Source organism: Rhizobium sp. BK376 (genome assembly GCF_004341625.1).
GTDB lineage: Bacteria > Pseudomonadota > Alphaproteobacteria > Rhizobiales > Rhizobiaceae > Rhizobium.
On sequence record NZ_SLZG01000009.1, the window covers coordinates 65,019 to 80,227 of the forward strand.

Genomic DNA, 15,209 nt, shown 5'->3' on the forward strand with positions numbered 1-15,209 from the left:
GGCAAAAGGGCGTGTTCCCAGTGCGGGGACACGCCGATCACGACAATGAAGGCTCCACTTATGCTCGAACTCATCAAGTCATCGATTGACGCGCATGGCGGCCTGGAACGCTGGGAACAGGTCCGGCGGATTTCCGCCACACTGACCCCTGGCGGTCTTGCCTTGCAGTTGCGAGGCCAGGAGGCTTTCGCGAAGAACTCGCTGCGAGTCACCATCGACACGCGGAAACAGCGAACGGTGTTCGATCCGTTCCTGGCCCGAGGGCACATCGGCATTTTCGAGCCCTATCGAACGGCTGTCGAGACATCAGAGGGCGCGGTCCTTGATGAGCTGCAAAATCCGCGAGACTCGTTCGTGCCCGAAGCTCCATGGAGCGCTCCGCAATTGGCCTATTTCGTAGGCTATGCGATGTGGACGTATCTCACGCTACCGTTCTCGTTGGTGCGGGACGGTATCCACCGTGAGGAGATCGGGTTTCACAATGAAGGCGGGGAAAGCTGGCGGGCAGTGAAGGTCATCTTCCCCAGATCCTACGTCACTCATTCCTCCGAGCAGGTTCTTTATTTTGACGACAAGGGATTGATCCGTCGGCAGGACTATTCCGTCGATGTTGCCGCAGGCTCCGTGGCCGCCCATTACCTTTACGATCATCAGGAATTCGATGGGATCATCTTTCCCACGCGTCGCCGCATCTATCCGCGCGGACCGGATCAGCTGCCGAACAGGGACGTGGTGATCATGTCGGCGGATCTTACAGGGTTCGAGCTATCAGGCGTGGCCCTCTGAGCCCGCCTTCCGCCTCAGACCCTTTCTACAAACCCGTCCAGCACACGCTTTTCGCCGGCGCGGTCGAATTCGATCGTCAGCTTGTTGCCTTCGATGCCTGATATGTTGCCGTTGCCGAACTTGATGTGGAAGACGCGGTCACCAACGGCGAATTTCGACGGTTCCGTCGAGGTGGACTTTGCGACAAGTTCGCCATCGATGGTGCGACCCTTGGGGCCGCTTTCGCCGTAGCCGATGCGCTCGACGGCGTGGCCAGAGCGCGTGCCCCAGTTGTCGCGGGTGGCATCCGAGCGGTTCTGCTGCGCGCGTTTCCAGCCGGGAGTGGAATAGTTGTTGGCGAAGGGATCGGCCTTGTCGAAGCGTGAGGCGCCATATCCACCACCGCGACCATATCCGCCGTAGGATTGCTCGGTTTCCGCCACTGTGACGTGATTAATCGGCAGTTCGTCGAGGAAGCGCGAGGGCATGGTGGATTGCCAGAGGCCGTGGATGCGTCGGTTCGAGACGAACCAGATGTGGCAGCGGCGTTTCGCGCGGGTGATGCCGACATAGGCGAGGCGGCGTTCCTCCTCCAGACCGGCGCGGCCGCTTTCGTCGAGCGAGCGCTGGTGCGGGAAAAGGCCTTCCTCCCAGCCCGGCAGGAAGACGGTGTCGAATTCCAGGCCCTTGGCCGAATGCAGCGTCATGATCGAGACGGCGTCGAGGTTCTCGTTGGTCTCGGCATCCATGACAAGTGCTACGTGCTCCAGGAAGCCGCGCATGGACTCGAAGCTGTCCATCGAGCGGATCAGTTCTTTCAGGTTTTCCAGTCGGCCCGGCGCTTCGGCCGACTTGTCGTTCTTCCACATGTCCGTATAGCCGGACTCGTCGAGGATGGTCTCGGCCAGTTCGGTATGCGGTGTATTCTCAAGAAGGCCCTGCCAGCGGCGGAAGGACATGACGACGTCGAAAAGCGCCTTGCGCGGCTTCGGCTTCATCTCGTCGGTCTCGACCATCTCGGCGGCAGCCGCCAGCATCGGGATGTCGCGGGCGCGGGCATAGTCGTGCAGCGAGCGGACGGCGGTGTCGCCGAGGCCGCGCTTCGGCGTGTTGATGATGCGCTCGAAAGCCAGATCGTCGGCCGGCTGGCAGACGAGCCGGAAATAGGCCATCGCATCGCGGATTTCGAGCCGCTCATAGAAGCGCGGGCCGCCGATGACGCGGTAGTTCAGGCCAAGCGTGACGAAGCGGTCTTCGAATTCGCGCATCTGGAAGGAAGCGCGCACAAGGATCGCCATGTCGTTGAGATTGTGCTTCTTGCCGGATGAATCGCCGCGCTGCAGCGCCTCGATCTCTTCGCCGATAGCGCGGGCTTCTTCCTCTGAATCCCAGGAGGCATGCACCTGAACCTTGGTGTCGTCTGGATCGCTGCGGTCGGTGAAGAGCGTCTTTCCGAGGCGTCCTTCGTTATGGGCGATCAGATGGGCGGCCGCTCCGAGGATATGCTCGGTCGAGCGGTAGTTGCGCTCCAGCTTGATCACCTTGGCGCCGGGGAAATCCTTCTCGAAGCGCAGGATGTTGTCGACTTCGGCGCCGCGCCAGCCATAGATCGACTGGTCGTCATCGCCGACGCAGCAGACGTTCTGCGGCTCGCCCTTCGGCCGCTGGGCGAGCAGCCGCAGCCACATGTACTGCGCCGTGTTGGTGTCCTGATACTCGTCGACGAGGATATAGCGGAAACGCTGATGATAGTCCTTCAGGATATCCGGGTTCTGGCGGAACATCGCGATCGGGTGCAGCAGCAGATCGCCGAAATCGCAGGCGTTCAGCGTCTTCAGCCGGTTCTGATAGGCCGCATAGAGTTCGCGGCCGCGGCCGTTTGCAAAGGCGCGGGCGTCGCCCTCCGGAATGTCTGCCGGCAGCAGGCCCTTGTTCTTCCAGGTGTCGATCATGCCGGCGAACTGCTTGGCCGGCCAGCGCTTGTCGTCCAGACCCTCGGCCTGGATGATCTGCTTGATCAGCCGTACGACGTCGTCGGTATCGAGAATGGTGAAGCTGGAGGAGAGGCCGACCAGCTCTCCGTGCCGGCGCAGAAGCTTGACGCCGATCGAGTGGAAGGTGCCGAGCCACGGCATGCCCTCGACCGCGCCGCCGACGAGAAGCGCAATGCGCTCCTTCATCTCGCGCGCCGCCTTGTTGGTGAAGGTGACGGCGAGGATCTGGCTGGGGAAGGCGCGGTTGGTCGAGAGAATATGGGCGATGCGCGTGGTCAGCACGCGGGTCTTGCCGGTGCCGGCGCCGGCGAGCACGAGAACCGGGCCTTCCAGCGTCTCGACGGCTTCCGTCTGTTCGGGATTGAGGCCGGCGAGATAGTCCGGCCTGCGCCCGCTATCACGCGCGGCCATCGCCCGGGCGGCGATGCCGCCGACAAAAGGCGGAGCGCCCGCCGCTGCAGGCGGTTTGCGCGGGGCGGGCTCTTCATCGAAGAAGGGAATATCGTCGTATCCGGTCGTCATGCGGCTCAATGTAGTGATTCGGCCCCGAAAGGCAAAAGGAACGGCTGATAATAAGAACAAAAAGGGCACATTTATGTGAGGGAGATGCTGGATTGCGCGCATCGCAGTGTCATTGCGCCGATTTTCAGCGGGCGCGCGCATTGAGCCGTGGCGTTAATATCCGGGGCGAGCGAGGGGATGGGGCTCGGTGTGTATGGCAACGAAATCGGTGCCGTTTGTGTCTTTAAGGAAGCGGTCGCCAAGAATTGCGTCTTGAGCCAAGTGCTTGAAAACGCCTCATCATCATATTGCCTTATTCCTTAATATTGGTCTCGACATCAAATTCGGGGAGACCAGCGATTCCATGATCAAGAAACTTGTCCTTGTAGCCATTTGCGCCACCTATCTGAGCGCCTGCACGACGACCGATCCCTATACGGGGCAGCAGAAGGTCTCCAATACGGCAGGCGGCGCTGCGATCGGTGCCGGCCTGGGTGCCCTTGCTGGTCTCGCGGTCGGCGGGTCGCCGGTCGGACGGCGCAATGCAGCCCTGATCGGCGCCGGCATCGGTGCGCTGGCAGGCGGCTCGATCGGCAGCTACATGGACCAGCAGGAAGCCGAGCTGCGCCAGCAACTGCAGGGTACGGGCGTCTCCGTCACCCGCGTCGGCGACCGCATCATCCTCAACATGCCGTCGGCGATCACCTTCGATACCGACCAGGATGCGGTGAAGCCGGAATTCTATCCGACGCTGAACTCGGTCGCGATCGTGCTGCGCAAGTTCAACAAGTCGCTGATCGACGTCAACGGCCACACGGATTCGACCGGCAGCCTGCAGCATAACCAGGACCTGTCGCAGCGTCGCGCCATCTCGGTCGCCGGCTATCTCGGCAGCCAGGGCATCGACCAGCGTCGCGTCTCGGCCGTCGGCTTCGGCCCGTCGCAGCCTGTTGCCACCAATGCGACCGAAGCCGGCCGCGCCCAGAACCGCCGTGTCGAGATCCAGATCTCGCCGCTCACGCAGAATGGGTGAGGCGCGGTCCGGCGTAGCCGGAGCAATCGATCCAGTGAATCGATTGCAGCGCCGAACGCCCGAAGCGTAAGCGCAGGGCCGGTTGGTTCGGCGCGACGAGGGGCTTCTTGCTTGCGTGGGAACCCCTCATCCCCCTGCCGGGACCTTCTCTCCTCGGGGAGAAGATACAAGCGCCGACACTTCGCAGATCTCAGCGGTCGAAATAGGAGTGATTTGGGTGCAGCGGCATCCGTCTTCTCCGCTTGGGGAGAAGGTGCCCGAAGGGCGGATGAGGGGCTCCCATCCGTCATATACAGCGGGATGCGCGGCATAGACCTCACCCCTCACTCATGCATCTTCGCCCCCTTGACGATCTTGTCCACGATCTTCTTGTCCGCCCGCAACGCAATGCCGACGACCCTGGCGTCCTCCGGCGCGAATTCCGAAAAGACCGCGCGGTTTGCCGCATCATGGCCCGTCGCAAACATTTCCTCGATGAAGACGGAGGCTGCCACTTCGCGTTCAAGGGACCGCCGATGGACCGCTGCGATCGTCTCTTCATCGGCGGACAGCACGATGATCGGCTGGACCGATAGCGCATTGTAGATATTGCCCGCCCGGTCGCGATAGGGCTCGCCGATGATATCGGGATATTGCCCGACGATACCTGATGTCAGGAAGGCGGTGACGTTCAGCTTTTGCCATGACGCAAGATTGTTTCGCAGAACGATCGCGATTTTGGTATCAAACATGGATGGTCTCTTTCATGCGGTGCCAAGGGGGCGGATTCGGGAGATAGAAGAGTGATCGATGTATCCGGGCAGATACTTAGAGGTCTTGAACGTTCGTGCGTGCCGGCCGAGCGCGATCGGATCGTCGCGGCGCCCACCAATCCCGGTATCGAGCGCATCCAGGCGCAGTTCAGGGGTAATGCCTTCGGGCTGCACCGCCACGACACCTATGGCCTTGGGGTTACGATGCGCGGCGTCCAGACCTTCGCCTATAGGGGCGAGCGGCGCTACAGCGTGCCAGGCCGGGTTATCGTGCTGCATCCGGGCGAGCTGCATGACGGCGGCGCGGCTACGGATGACGGCCTGCTGTACCGCATGCTCTACATGGAGCCGCAGCGGCTGCTTGAGGGGCTGGAGCAGGCGGGCGCCAGCTTGCCTTTTGTCGACGATCCCATCATCGAGGACGGGCCGCTGGCGTCGCTCCTGATGAGCGCGCTTACGGATCTCGAACAGACGCTAGACGAACTCTTCCTCGACGATTTCATCGCTAGGCTAGGATCGGGGCTCGCGGTCCACGCCAAGCAGCTGCAAAAGCCGCTCGGCACTGTCGCCTGGAATCAGGCGCGGGCAGCGCGGGACTATCTTGAAGCCCATGTGCTGCGCGGAGTCGGCTCGAAGGAGCTGGAAGAGGTCACCGGCCTTGACCGTTTTGCGCTCTCGCGTCATTTCCGCGCTGCTTTCGCCACAAGCCCACACCGCTTCCTGCTGATGCGCCGCCTGCAGTGGGCAAAGGCGATGATTGCCGATGGCGAGCCGCTGGCGGAGGTTGCCGCTGCCACGGGCTTTGCCGACCAAAGCCATCTGACGCGGCATTTCAAGAAGACCTTCGGGATTGCGCCCGGCGCTTGGGGTGCCATGGTCGGGGCAGGGCGGGCGTCTGCCTGATCTTCGGGGCCTTAAAGCCGCACGCTCTCGCCCAAGAAATCAAGCAGCGCGCGGATGCGGGCCGGCAGCGGACCGCCCTGGCCGAGATAGACCGCATGGAATTCCTCGAGATCACCGGGATTGGAATCCTCCAACAGCGGCACCAGGCGGCCGCTCGCAATGTCGTTGCGGATCGTGAAGCTCGCAAGGCGGGCTATACCGACGCCCGAGAGCGTCAGGTGGCGGATTGCCTCGCCATCACCGGCGAGGACAGTGTTCCTGAGTGGAAGGACGATGCGCTCGCCACCCATGCGCAGCGGCCAGCCTTCAACAGCACGCTGATAGGATAAGCCGATCGTCCTGTGATGCGCTAACTCGTCTGGCGAGACGGGCAGACCGTTGGCCTTGATATAGGCAGGGGAGGTCGCGATGATCATCCGTGTCGCGCCGAGCTTGCGGGCGACGAGTTGCGAACTCTTCATCGGCCCGGCGCGGATTGCCACATCGGCACGCTCTTCCATCAGGTCGACGACGCGGTCGGTGTGGCTGATATCGAGCGTGACGGCCGGATGGAGGGAGAGGAAGGCGGGGACGAGGGGTGCCAGAATGTGGTTGCCGAAGGAAGCGCTGGTGTTGATGCGGATTGTGCCGACGGGCTGCTCGCCGGCAGAGGCGTGGCGCTCGGCCTCCGCCATGTCGGCAAGGATTCGGATGCTGCGTTCATAGAATGTGCAGCCTTCCGGCGTCAGCTGCAGCTTGCGTGTCGAGCGGTTGACGAGGCGGGCGCCGAGCCGCGCCTCCAGTCGTGAGAGAAGTTTGCTGACGGCCGAAGGTGTCATGCGACAGGCGCGGGCGGCCGCGGAAAAGCCGCCGAGATCGACGACGCGCACGAAGACTTCCATCTCGCCGGAGCGGTTCACATCCTGCCTGCTCATGATGAATTCAACTCACAAATCCTGTTCTTTCCGGAAGTCTAGTTCATCGCAGAAAGCGGGTCTACCTCTTGGAAAACAACAGGAGATCGCGATCATGGACTATAGATATCTCGGCAAATCCGGCCTCAGGGTGCCAGCCTTGAGTTTTGGCGCCGGCACATTCGGCGGCAGCGGGCCGCTGTTTGGCGCATGGGGCACGACGGATGCAATGGAGGCCCGGCGATTGGTGGACATCTGCCTAGAAGCCGGCGTCATTCTCTTCGACACCGCTGATGTCTATTCCGCCGGTGCCTCGGAAGAGGTTTTGGGGCAGGCGATCAAGGGGCGGCGCGGCGAGGTGCTGATCTCGACGAAGATGGGCCTGCCTATCGGCGATGGTCCCAACGATGCCGGCACGTCGCGCTCGCGGCTGATCGGGGCTGTCGAGGATGCACTACGGCGTCTCGGCACGGACTATATCGATCTGCTGCAGCTCCACGCCTTTGATGCCCATGTGCCTGTCGAGGAAGTGCTCTCGACACTCGATGGGTTGGTGAGCGCCGGCAAGGTCCGCTATGTCGGCGCATCCAATTTCGCCGGCTGGGAGCTGATGAACTCGCTCGCGACGGCCGATCGCCACGGATATTCCCGCTACGTCGCCCATCAGGTCTATTATTCGCTGGTCGGGCGGGACTACGAGTGGGAACTAATGCCCCTCGGCGCGAACCAGGGCGTCGGCGGGCTGGTCTGGAGCCCGCTCGGCTGGGGCCGGTTGACCGGAAAGATCCGCCGTGGCCAGCCGTTGCCGGAAGGCAGCCGGCTGCATCAGACGGCTGAATTCGGACCGCCGGTAGATAATGAAAGGCTGTTCGACATCGTCGATGTGCTGGACCGGATATCGGACGAGACGGGCAAAACAGTGCCGCAGATTGCCATCAACTGGCTGCTTTCCCGCCCGACGGTATCGAGCGTCATCATCGGTGCGCGTAACGAAGAGCAGTTGAGGCAGAATCTCGGCGCCGTTGGCTGGAACCTGACGGCGGAGCAGATCGGGCGGCTCGATGCGGCAAGCGCTGTCACTGCACCCTATCCCTATTTTCCGTACCGGCGGCAGGAGGGATTTGCCCGGCTCAATCCGCCGCTGGTATAGGGCTGCCCGGTTCCCCGGCAGCGTGGCGCAGGCCGGGGACTGTTTCGGCTCGAACGGCGAGGCGAACAACCTGTTTCAACGACATCTTTGACTGGACAGAGCGGCCTCCTTGTCCCATAGAACTCTCAAATATGGACTGCCGAATGGTGTGACGAAAAGGGTATGCTCCGATGGCGCTCAGGGATGCGAAGGCGGGTAGACGCAACGAGGTGGGGATTGCGGCAGCTGTCGGCATTCTGAAGCAGGTTTTCGGCGAGCGTTTTCAGACCGGCGAAGCCTTTCGCGCGCAGCATGCCCACACCACGACCTACATTCCTGCACAGCTTCCGGACGGCGTGCTCTTTGCCGAGAGCAACGAAGACGTGAAGATGGCGGTGAAGGTCTGCAGCGAACACAAGGTGCCGGTCGTGCCCTTCGGGACGGGGTCGTCGCTTGAAGGTCAGGTCAATGCGCCGAATGGCGGAATCTCCATCGATTTCAGCCGGATGAATCGGGTTCTTGAAGTCAATGCCGAGGACCTGGACTGCACGGTCGAGCCGGGCATCACGCGTGAAGAACTGAACGTCTATCTGCGCGATACCGGCCTGTTCTTCCCGATCGATCCCGGCGCCAACGCCTCGATCGGCGGCATGGCCTCGACACGCGCGTCGGGAACGAATGCCGTCCGCTACGGCACCATGAAGGACAATGTGCTCGCGGTAAGCGCTGTGACGGCGAGCGGCGAGGAAATCCGGACCGCACGGCGCGCCCGCAAATCTTCCGCCGGTTACGATCTGACCCGGCTTTTCGTCGGCGCCGAGGGTACGCTTGGCGTTCTCACGTCGATCACGCTCCGGTTGCAAGGTATTCCGCAGAAGATCGCCGGCGGGGTCTGCGCCTTTCCCTCGGTCAAGGCTGCCTGCGATGCCGTCATCATGACGATCCAGATGGGCATTCCGGTCGCCCGCATCGAGCTTCTCGATGCGGTTCAATTACGCGCCTGCAATCTCTATTCGAACCTGTCCTATGACGAACAGCCGACGCTGTTCCTGGAATTCCATGGCACGGATGAAACCGTGCCGCTGCAATCGGCCCAGTTTGCGGAAATCGCGGCGGAATGCGGCGGCGGCGAGTTTCACTGGACGGCCAATCTCGAAGAGCGCAACAAGCTCTGGAAGGCCCGGCACGACGCCTATTGGGCCTCGCGGGCCCTGGCTCCGCAGCTTGGCGCGCTGTCGACCGACGTCTGCGTGCCGATCTCGCGACTTGCCGATTGCGTCACGGAAACGCAGGCCGACATCGAGGAGCATGGATTGCTTGCGCCGATCGTGGGGCACGCTGGCGACGGCAATTTCCATGTTCTCCTGCTCTTCGACGACAAGACGCCTCAAGGGATCGCGGTGGCTGAGAATTTCGTTGCGCGCCTGAATGCGCGGGCGCTGGCGATGGACGGCACTTGCACCGGCGAGCACGGGGTCGGGCAGGGCAAGATGTCCTTTCTTGAACAGGAACTCGGGGGTGCCGTCGATGTTATGCGCGGTATCAAGCAGGCGCTCGATCCGGACAGCATCTTCAATCCTGGCAAGATATTCCACGCGCGATGAAAATTCGGAAATCACCCTCATCGCGACTTGCCCCTGACACGATTGGCGCTAGGCTAGCACATGCGCAGATTCAAGGCGTTATCGCTGCCATCGTGGGAGGGCGGGCGAATTGCCTTGGGATGATGACGGAATGCGGAATGGAGATGGTTGGCATTGTTAGGTAAGTTTCTGGTCTTCCTGGGTGGATTGCTCGTGGTGGTGCTTTTCGTGGCGCTGCTCGCTCCGCTCTTCATAGACTGGACCGACTTCCGCAAGAATTTCGAGGACCAGGCGAGCCGGATCATCGGCAAGAAGGTGACCGTCCACGGCTCCGTCGACGCCCGCCTGTTGCCGTTTCCTTCCGTGACTTTGCATGACGTGCGGGTCGGGCAGGGGGCGGACGGCAAGCCGCTGGTTCAGATTGCGCAATTCTCCATGGACGCCGAGCTTGCGCCGTTTCTCTCGGGCGAGGCACTGATCTTCGACATGCGTGTCTCGCAGCCCAAGGTGCAACTGCGGTTGCTGAAGGACGGCACGCTTGACTGGATGCACGGCAGCCAGCCGGAAATTCCGGCAAAGACTGTCGTGCTCGAGAACGTGCATGTCGATGGCGGCGAGGTGGAATTCGTCGACGAGCAATCCGGTCGCACGCGCAAGGTGACTGATCTCAACGCCGAAATGTCCGCCAAGTCGCTCGCGGGACCGTGGCATATCGAAGGCGATGCGGCGCTCGACGGCGAACACGGCAGTTTCACCATTGCGAGCAGCCAGCCTGATGACAGCGGCGTCCTGCGCATGCGCACCCATCTTCAGCCTGATACCCATCCTGTCAGCATCGATCTCGACGGCGAGCTGAAGTTGGTGAACAGCAAGCCGGATTATATCGGTGCCTTCACCGCTGGCCTGGAAACGAAGGAAGCGCGCAGCAAATCCGCAGACCAGGCGCCACCGCCACGGGTCAAGGGCAAGTTCGAGCTGACCAACGAGCGTATTCGCGTTCCCGAATACCGGCTCGAAATCGGCGCCCTCGACGACCCCTACGTCATTACCGGCGAGGCGACTCTCGATACCGGCAACCAGCCCGAATTTCTGCTGACGGCAGACGGCCAGCAGATCGACGTCAACCGCCTCGGCAATCAGGGCGCAACCGGCAAGACGACCCGCGATCCGGCCGTTTCCGCGCGCCAGCGGCTCAACAATCTGATCGCCATCGCAGGCGCCATTCCCATACCTCAGGTGCCGGGCAAAGCCACCGTCCGGCTGCCGGCAATCGTTGCCGGCGATACGACGATCCGCGACGTGCAGCTCGACCTTCAACCGGCCGGAACCGGCTGGAAGATCGACAATGCGGTCGGCACGCTGCCGGGGCGAACGCAGGTCGAGGCCAAGGGCAGTCTGACGCTGAAGGGCGAACCGAGTTTTTCGGGCAATCTCGTCGTGGCCTCCAACCAGCCTTCCGGTCTGGCATCCTGGCTTGCCGGCTCCGTCGATCCGGCGATACGGCAGCTCAAGGCAGCCGGCTTTTCGGCCGATGTTAGCCTCACGCATAACGAACAGCGGTTCGAAAATCTTGAAGTGGCAATCGGCCCTGCAACTCTGAAGGGTCGGCTGGACCGGCAGGCGCCCGCCAACCAGGCGCCGAAACTTGCGGTCGATCTTGCCGGCGATACGCTCGATCTCGATGCACTGAAGGCCCTGACCGGCCTGTTCACCGGACAGGATGCGGGCGAGGCGGTGCTGGACCACCACATCACCGCGCATCTGAAGGCCGACAAATTCTCTGCGTTCGGCGTGCAGGCAGACAATGTCGAGACGTCCTTCGGGATTGCCGACGGCGCGCTGACGATGGACAAGCTCTTCGTTCGCAACGTTGCCGGCGCGGAAGTGACCGCAACGGGCAAGGCGGAAGGTTCGCTGCTCGACTACAAGGGATCGGGCGAGATCACCTTCAAGGCCGCGGATCCCGGGCCGTTCTTCGAGATGATGAGCAAGCATCTGCCGCATCATCCGGTCATGGATCGGCTGGTGCGCAATGCGGCGTGGTATGGCAACACGGCGCTGCGTGGCGCGCTGACGCTCGGCGGAGACCAGGGCGACGGGCTTGCGCTGACGCTTGCGGGCGTCTCCAACGGCAGCCGCGTCAATCTCGACTACCGCATGTCGGACCTGCTCGCGCTGACCGGCAAGGGAACGACGACGCTCGAGGCGACGCTCGAGAATTCCGTGACCTCCATCCTCTTCGGCCAGGCGGGGCTCGATCCGTTGCCTGTCGAAGCCGATGCCAATGGTCGCCTGACGCTGAAGGTGACCGCAGACGGCACTGACCCCGCCGATGCCGCGCTGACATTTGCCACCGACAAGACGTCGTTTACCGCCAATGGCAAGGTCGACGTGCGGCCAGCCACTTTCCTCAACGGCAATATCGCGCTGTCGCTGGAGAGCGCCGATCTCGATCCCTATTTCGTCATGAACGGTATCGGCCTGCCGCAGATGGGGACGGGGTTGCCGGTGAAGTTTCAGGCGAATGCCGGCATCGATGCCGACAAGATCGTCTTTGCCAACATGAAGGGCCAGCTTGCCGACAATGCTCTCTCGGGCGAGCTGACTTTTGACCGAAAGGCGCCCGATGTGAAGGCCAGCGGCCAGATCGCGCTCGACAAGGCCGATCTGGATTGGTTGGGCGAGGCAATCTACGGGCCGATGACGGATGCAACGAGCGGCAAGTTCAGCAAGGGCAAGCTTGGCTTGCCGATGTTTACCGGCCTCGATCTCAACCTGAAGCTCTCGGCCAAGCAGCTCTGGCCCGGCGTTTTCGGGCCGATATCCAATTTCACCACCAATGCCGTCTACAAGGGCGAGGAACTGCAGCTGAACGATATCGCCGGCGCCTGGAGCGGCGGCAATCTCAGCGGCAACGTGGTCTTCACGAACTCAGGCGGAACCGGGCTGATGCAGAGCAAGCTTGCGCTTGCGAACGGTGACCTGGCCGCTGTCGCCTGGCAACGGGACGGCGCGCCGGTCGCAGGCGGCCGTTTCGGCCTGTCGCTGGTCATGCAGTCCAGCGGCAAGAGCATGGCCGATCTAGCCGCTTCCGCTAGCGGTTCCGGCGAAATCAAGCTTGGCGACAGCCGCATTCGTGGGCTCAATCTCGGGATACTGCCGCCGCTTCTGTCCGCCACGGACCAGATCCAGGGCGACATTACCGCCGACAAGGTGATGCCGATCGTCCAGACGCTCGTCAACAATGGCGAAGCTGCGCTCGGGCCGATCAGCATTCCGTTCAATATCTCTGGCGGCGTTGTCCGCGCCGAGAATGTCACGGTCGCGAACGATCTTGCCAAGCTCTCGGGCGACGTCGAGCTCGACCTGCCGAACCAGCGCATGCGAGGTTCTATCGGCGTCGATCTGAATGCCGGCGACGAAGCGCAGACCGGCGCCGATCCGGCTCTGCGTCTCGATTTCAACGGGCCGCTTGCGACACCGCGCCGAACGATCGACGTTGCCGACATTACCGGTTTTCTCTCGCTAAGGGCATTTGAGCGCGAACGCCGCCGGGTCGAGCGCCTCCAGGCAAATGTACTGGAGAAGCAGCGGCTGCGGCGCGAGGTGGCTCTCTACAAGTTCGATGCCGCTCAACGCGAAATCCAGCGGCAGCACGATGCCCTGGTCGAGCAGCAGCGAAGCGCTGAAGAGAAGCGCCTGCGCGTGCTGGCGCAGCAGGCCGAGGAAGAGCGCCAGGCGGAGGCTGAAGCGAGGGCAAAGGCCGAGGCCGATGCGAAGGCAAGAGCGGATGCGGAAGCGAAGGCGAGGGCGGATGCCCAGCGGCAGATCCAGGGCGGCCTGCCGTCTACGACGCCGGGAACTCTCAATTTCAACGGATTGCCGGGCGTCGCGCGGTAGCCGCAGCCGACGCGAATGGTCGTCAGCGGCTTCGACCATTCTTTCGGGATTGTTTTCCCGGAGGGCTCAGGTGCGGTGTTCCTTCAGCCATTTCAGGACGCAGAGGCGTAGCGCGGACGACAGATTGCTGTCCGGCTCGCGTTCGTCGTCCACTTCGGAAATCAGGGCGGCAAGCGATATTTCGCGCGCGGCGGCAATTGCCTTCAGTTCGTCCCAGAAGGCGTCTTCCAGGGAAAAACTCGTTCGGTGGCCGTGAAGTGTCGCGGAATGCTTGCGGATCATCGTCGATCCTTATGAAATATTGGAAGGTGTTCGGAATTAAAAAATTGATTCAGCAGTGTCGCGCAAGCGTTTGATTTCAGAATAGTTCGGCAAAAGAGCGGCTGTCAATCTTCCGATTTCGGCGGCTCCAGGCGGCCCTGATCGTGGGATCTTTCGGCCTTGTCGTTCAGGGCCTTGGTCAGGTTCTTTTCGGTCTTGGTCCGGCCGAAGCTGATGCGGTTCTGTTCAGCCTGCTTGTCTTTTTCGGAGCGAGCCTGCTTCTTGCGAAACTGGCGCAGATTGACGATTTCAGCACTCATCGGCTTCATCCTCGCAATATCAAAAGGGAGGCTATTGCCTCCCTCAAAGTGATCACTGCTTCTTGCGGAACGCGTCCAGCGAGACGACGGAGCCGGGTTTCTTTTCATCCCCGTCCTTCGGAGCGGCAGTTTCTTCCCCACCGTCAGCGGCAACGGGATAGGCCGTGATCTCTGCTGCGGGCAGTTCTTCCTCGTCGGCGAGCGGCACATCGAACTCGAGTTCGAAATTCACCGACGGGTCATAGAAGCCCCGGATGGCGTTGAAGGGGATCACCAGCTTTTCCGGCACGTCGGAAAAGGAAAGACCGATCTCGAAATGGGTTTCGGTGATCTTCAGTTCCCAGAACTGGTGCTGGATGACGATGGTCATCTGTTCCGGATATTTCGATTTCAGGAGCTGCGAGATGCGCACGCCCGGTGCGCCGGTCAGGAAAGTGATGAAGAAATGATGATCGCCGGGCAGGCGGCCCGTCGTGCCGACTTCAGTCAAAACCTTGCGAATAACCCCGCGCAGCGCGTCCTGTGCCAGAATGTCGTAGCGGATATGGTCCTGACCCATGCTTTCCTGTCTTTCGTTGGCCGTCGTCTTAACAAGGCTATATGGCACGGCATGCGGCATCGGGAAACCCCCGGGGCACGAGTCATGCGTCACCAACCATACATGATTTCTAAAAGGGGGAGAAGGTGAAGGCTTCTGTTGCCAGGTGCCTTCGGACCCCGCCTTAAGGTGCGAACCTTCAGGACTTGATTTGAAGTGTCACACTGCGATTAAGCAGCGAGACGAGCTTCCGCATAGTTGTCGTTTGCAACTACAATTTTAGCCCGATAACGGCGGAACAATGCCGAGCAAAAAGTCGATCTTTACACCCTTGTCGATCCTATTTCGCCCCCATCAAAAGCCGGTCTCGATCGGCCGGTTTTTGGTGGAGGCGCCGGGTACCGCCCCCGGGTCCAATAGGCTTATTCCATCGCTCATTTATCGCCATAGCCGGCCCGAAGACCGGCATGGGTGATATAGTGTTTTCCGAAGCCCAAGGAAAGGGCAATCGTCATAAATGGTTCGTCAATCCGACAGGTTAGCCGTTAAAAGCGGGGAAAAGGCCCGCGGTCCTGCGGCGGCAATTGGTTTTGCGATCCGTTATGCTTAAATGCGAATGGATAGAATCGGCGGCGGA

At 61.7% G+C, this 15,209-nt stretch carries 12 protein-coding genes and 1 other RNA gene; 6 read left to right on the plus strand and 7 right to left on the minus strand.

All coding sequences use genetic code 11. The annotated features are described in order from the left end of the window. Positions 1-45: 45 nt before the first annotated feature. A complete protein-coding gene (locus EV561_RS20955) occupies positions 46-786 on the plus strand; it encodes a hypothetical protein (protein WP_245512789.1) in 741 nt (246 codons plus the stop codon). Between the two features lie 14 nt (positions 787-800). On the opposite strand, the gene EV561_RS20960 is transcribed toward EV561_RS20955, so the two are convergent. Then, the gene (locus EV561_RS20960) at positions 801-3,281 is read right to left on the minus strand and encodes a UvrD-helicase domain-containing protein (RefSeq protein WP_132524257.1); all 2,481 of its coding nucleotides are present in this window, start codon (positions 3,279-3,281) and stop codon (positions 801-803) included. A gap of 343 nt (positions 3,282-3,624) precedes the next feature. On the opposite strand from EV561_RS20960, the gene EV561_RS20965 reads away from it, so the two are divergent. After that, positions 3,625-4,293 carry an OmpA family protein gene (locus EV561_RS20965; protein WP_132524258.1) on the plus strand — a complete coding sequence of 223 codons (669 nt, stop codon included), beginning with the start codon at positions 3,625-3,627 and terminating at the stop codon, positions 4,291-4,293. A gap of 323 nt (positions 4,294-4,616) precedes the next feature. Here the strand turns inward: EV561_RS20965 and EV561_RS20970 are convergent, their stop codons facing one another. Beyond that, positions 4,617-5,024: a DUF2000 family protein gene (locus tag EV561_RS20970; protein ID WP_132524259.1), complete on the minus strand. Its 408-nt coding sequence runs from the start codon at positions 5,022-5,024 to the stop codon at positions 4,617-4,619. Positions 5,025-5,078: 54 nt separating this feature from the next. Here EV561_RS20970 and EV561_RS20975 point away from each other — a divergent pair, with 54 nt between their 5' ends. Next, positions 5,079-5,948 carry an AraC family transcriptional regulator gene (locus tag EV561_RS20975; protein WP_245512808.1) on the plus strand — a complete coding sequence of 290 codons (870 nt, stop codon included), beginning with the start codon at positions 5,079-5,081 and terminating at the stop codon, positions 5,946-5,948. An 11-nt stretch (positions 5,949-5,959) separates the two neighbouring features. Here EV561_RS20975 and EV561_RS20980 read toward each other — a convergent pair whose 3' ends face one another. After that, entirely contained in the window at positions 5,960-6,862 is a 903-nt protein-coding gene (locus EV561_RS20980) for a LysR family transcriptional regulator (RefSeq protein WP_132524260.1), read from the minus strand. Between the two features lie 94 nt (positions 6,863-6,956). Between EV561_RS20980 and EV561_RS20985 the strand changes: the two genes are divergently transcribed. The 3 genes from EV561_RS20985 (at position 6,957) to EV561_RS20995 (ending at position 13,453) form a co-directional block, all read left to right on the plus strand. Next, on the plus strand, positions 6,957-7,991 hold the full coding sequence (locus tag EV561_RS20985; RefSeq protein ID WP_132524261.1) for an aldo/keto reductase: 1,035 nt from the start codon (positions 6,957-6,959) through the stop codon (positions 7,989-7,991). Between the two features lie 170 nt (positions 7,992-8,161). Then, complete coding sequence (locus tag EV561_RS20990) at positions 8,162-9,574, plus strand: FAD-linked oxidase C-terminal domain-containing protein (RefSeq protein ID WP_132524262.1); 1,413 nt, start codon at positions 8,162-8,164, stop codon at positions 9,572-9,574. Positions 9,575-9,727: 153 nt separating this feature from the next. Further along, positions 9,728-13,453, plus strand: coding sequence for an AsmA family protein (locus EV561_RS20995; RefSeq protein WP_132524263.1), 3,726 nt, complete (start codon positions 9,728-9,730; stop codon positions 13,451-13,453). Positions 13,454-13,519: 66 nt separating this feature from the next. Here the strand turns inward: EV561_RS20995 and EV561_RS21000 are convergent, their stop codons facing one another. The 4 genes from EV561_RS21000 to ssrA form a co-directional block, all read right to left on the minus strand. Continuing rightward, a complete protein-coding gene (locus EV561_RS21000) occupies positions 13,520-13,735 on the minus strand; it encodes a ribbon-helix-helix domain-containing protein (RefSeq protein WP_132524264.1) in 216 nt (71 codons plus the stop codon). Positions 13,736-13,839: 104 nt separating this feature from the next. Then, entirely contained in the window at positions 13,840-14,034 is a 195-nt protein-coding gene (locus EV561_RS21005; RefSeq protein ID WP_132524265.1) for a DUF4169 family protein, read from the minus strand. Between the two features lie 52 nt (positions 14,035-14,086). After that, a complete protein-coding gene (locus EV561_RS21010; RefSeq protein ID WP_132524387.1) occupies positions 14,087-14,593 on the minus strand; it encodes an SspB family protein in 507 nt (168 codons plus the stop codon). A 124-nt stretch (positions 14,594-14,717) separates the two neighbouring features. Continuing rightward, positions 14,718-15,078, minus strand: a transfer-messenger RNA (tmRNA) gene (gene ssrA, locus EV561_RS21015). Positions 15,079-15,209: the final 131 nt, after the last annotated feature.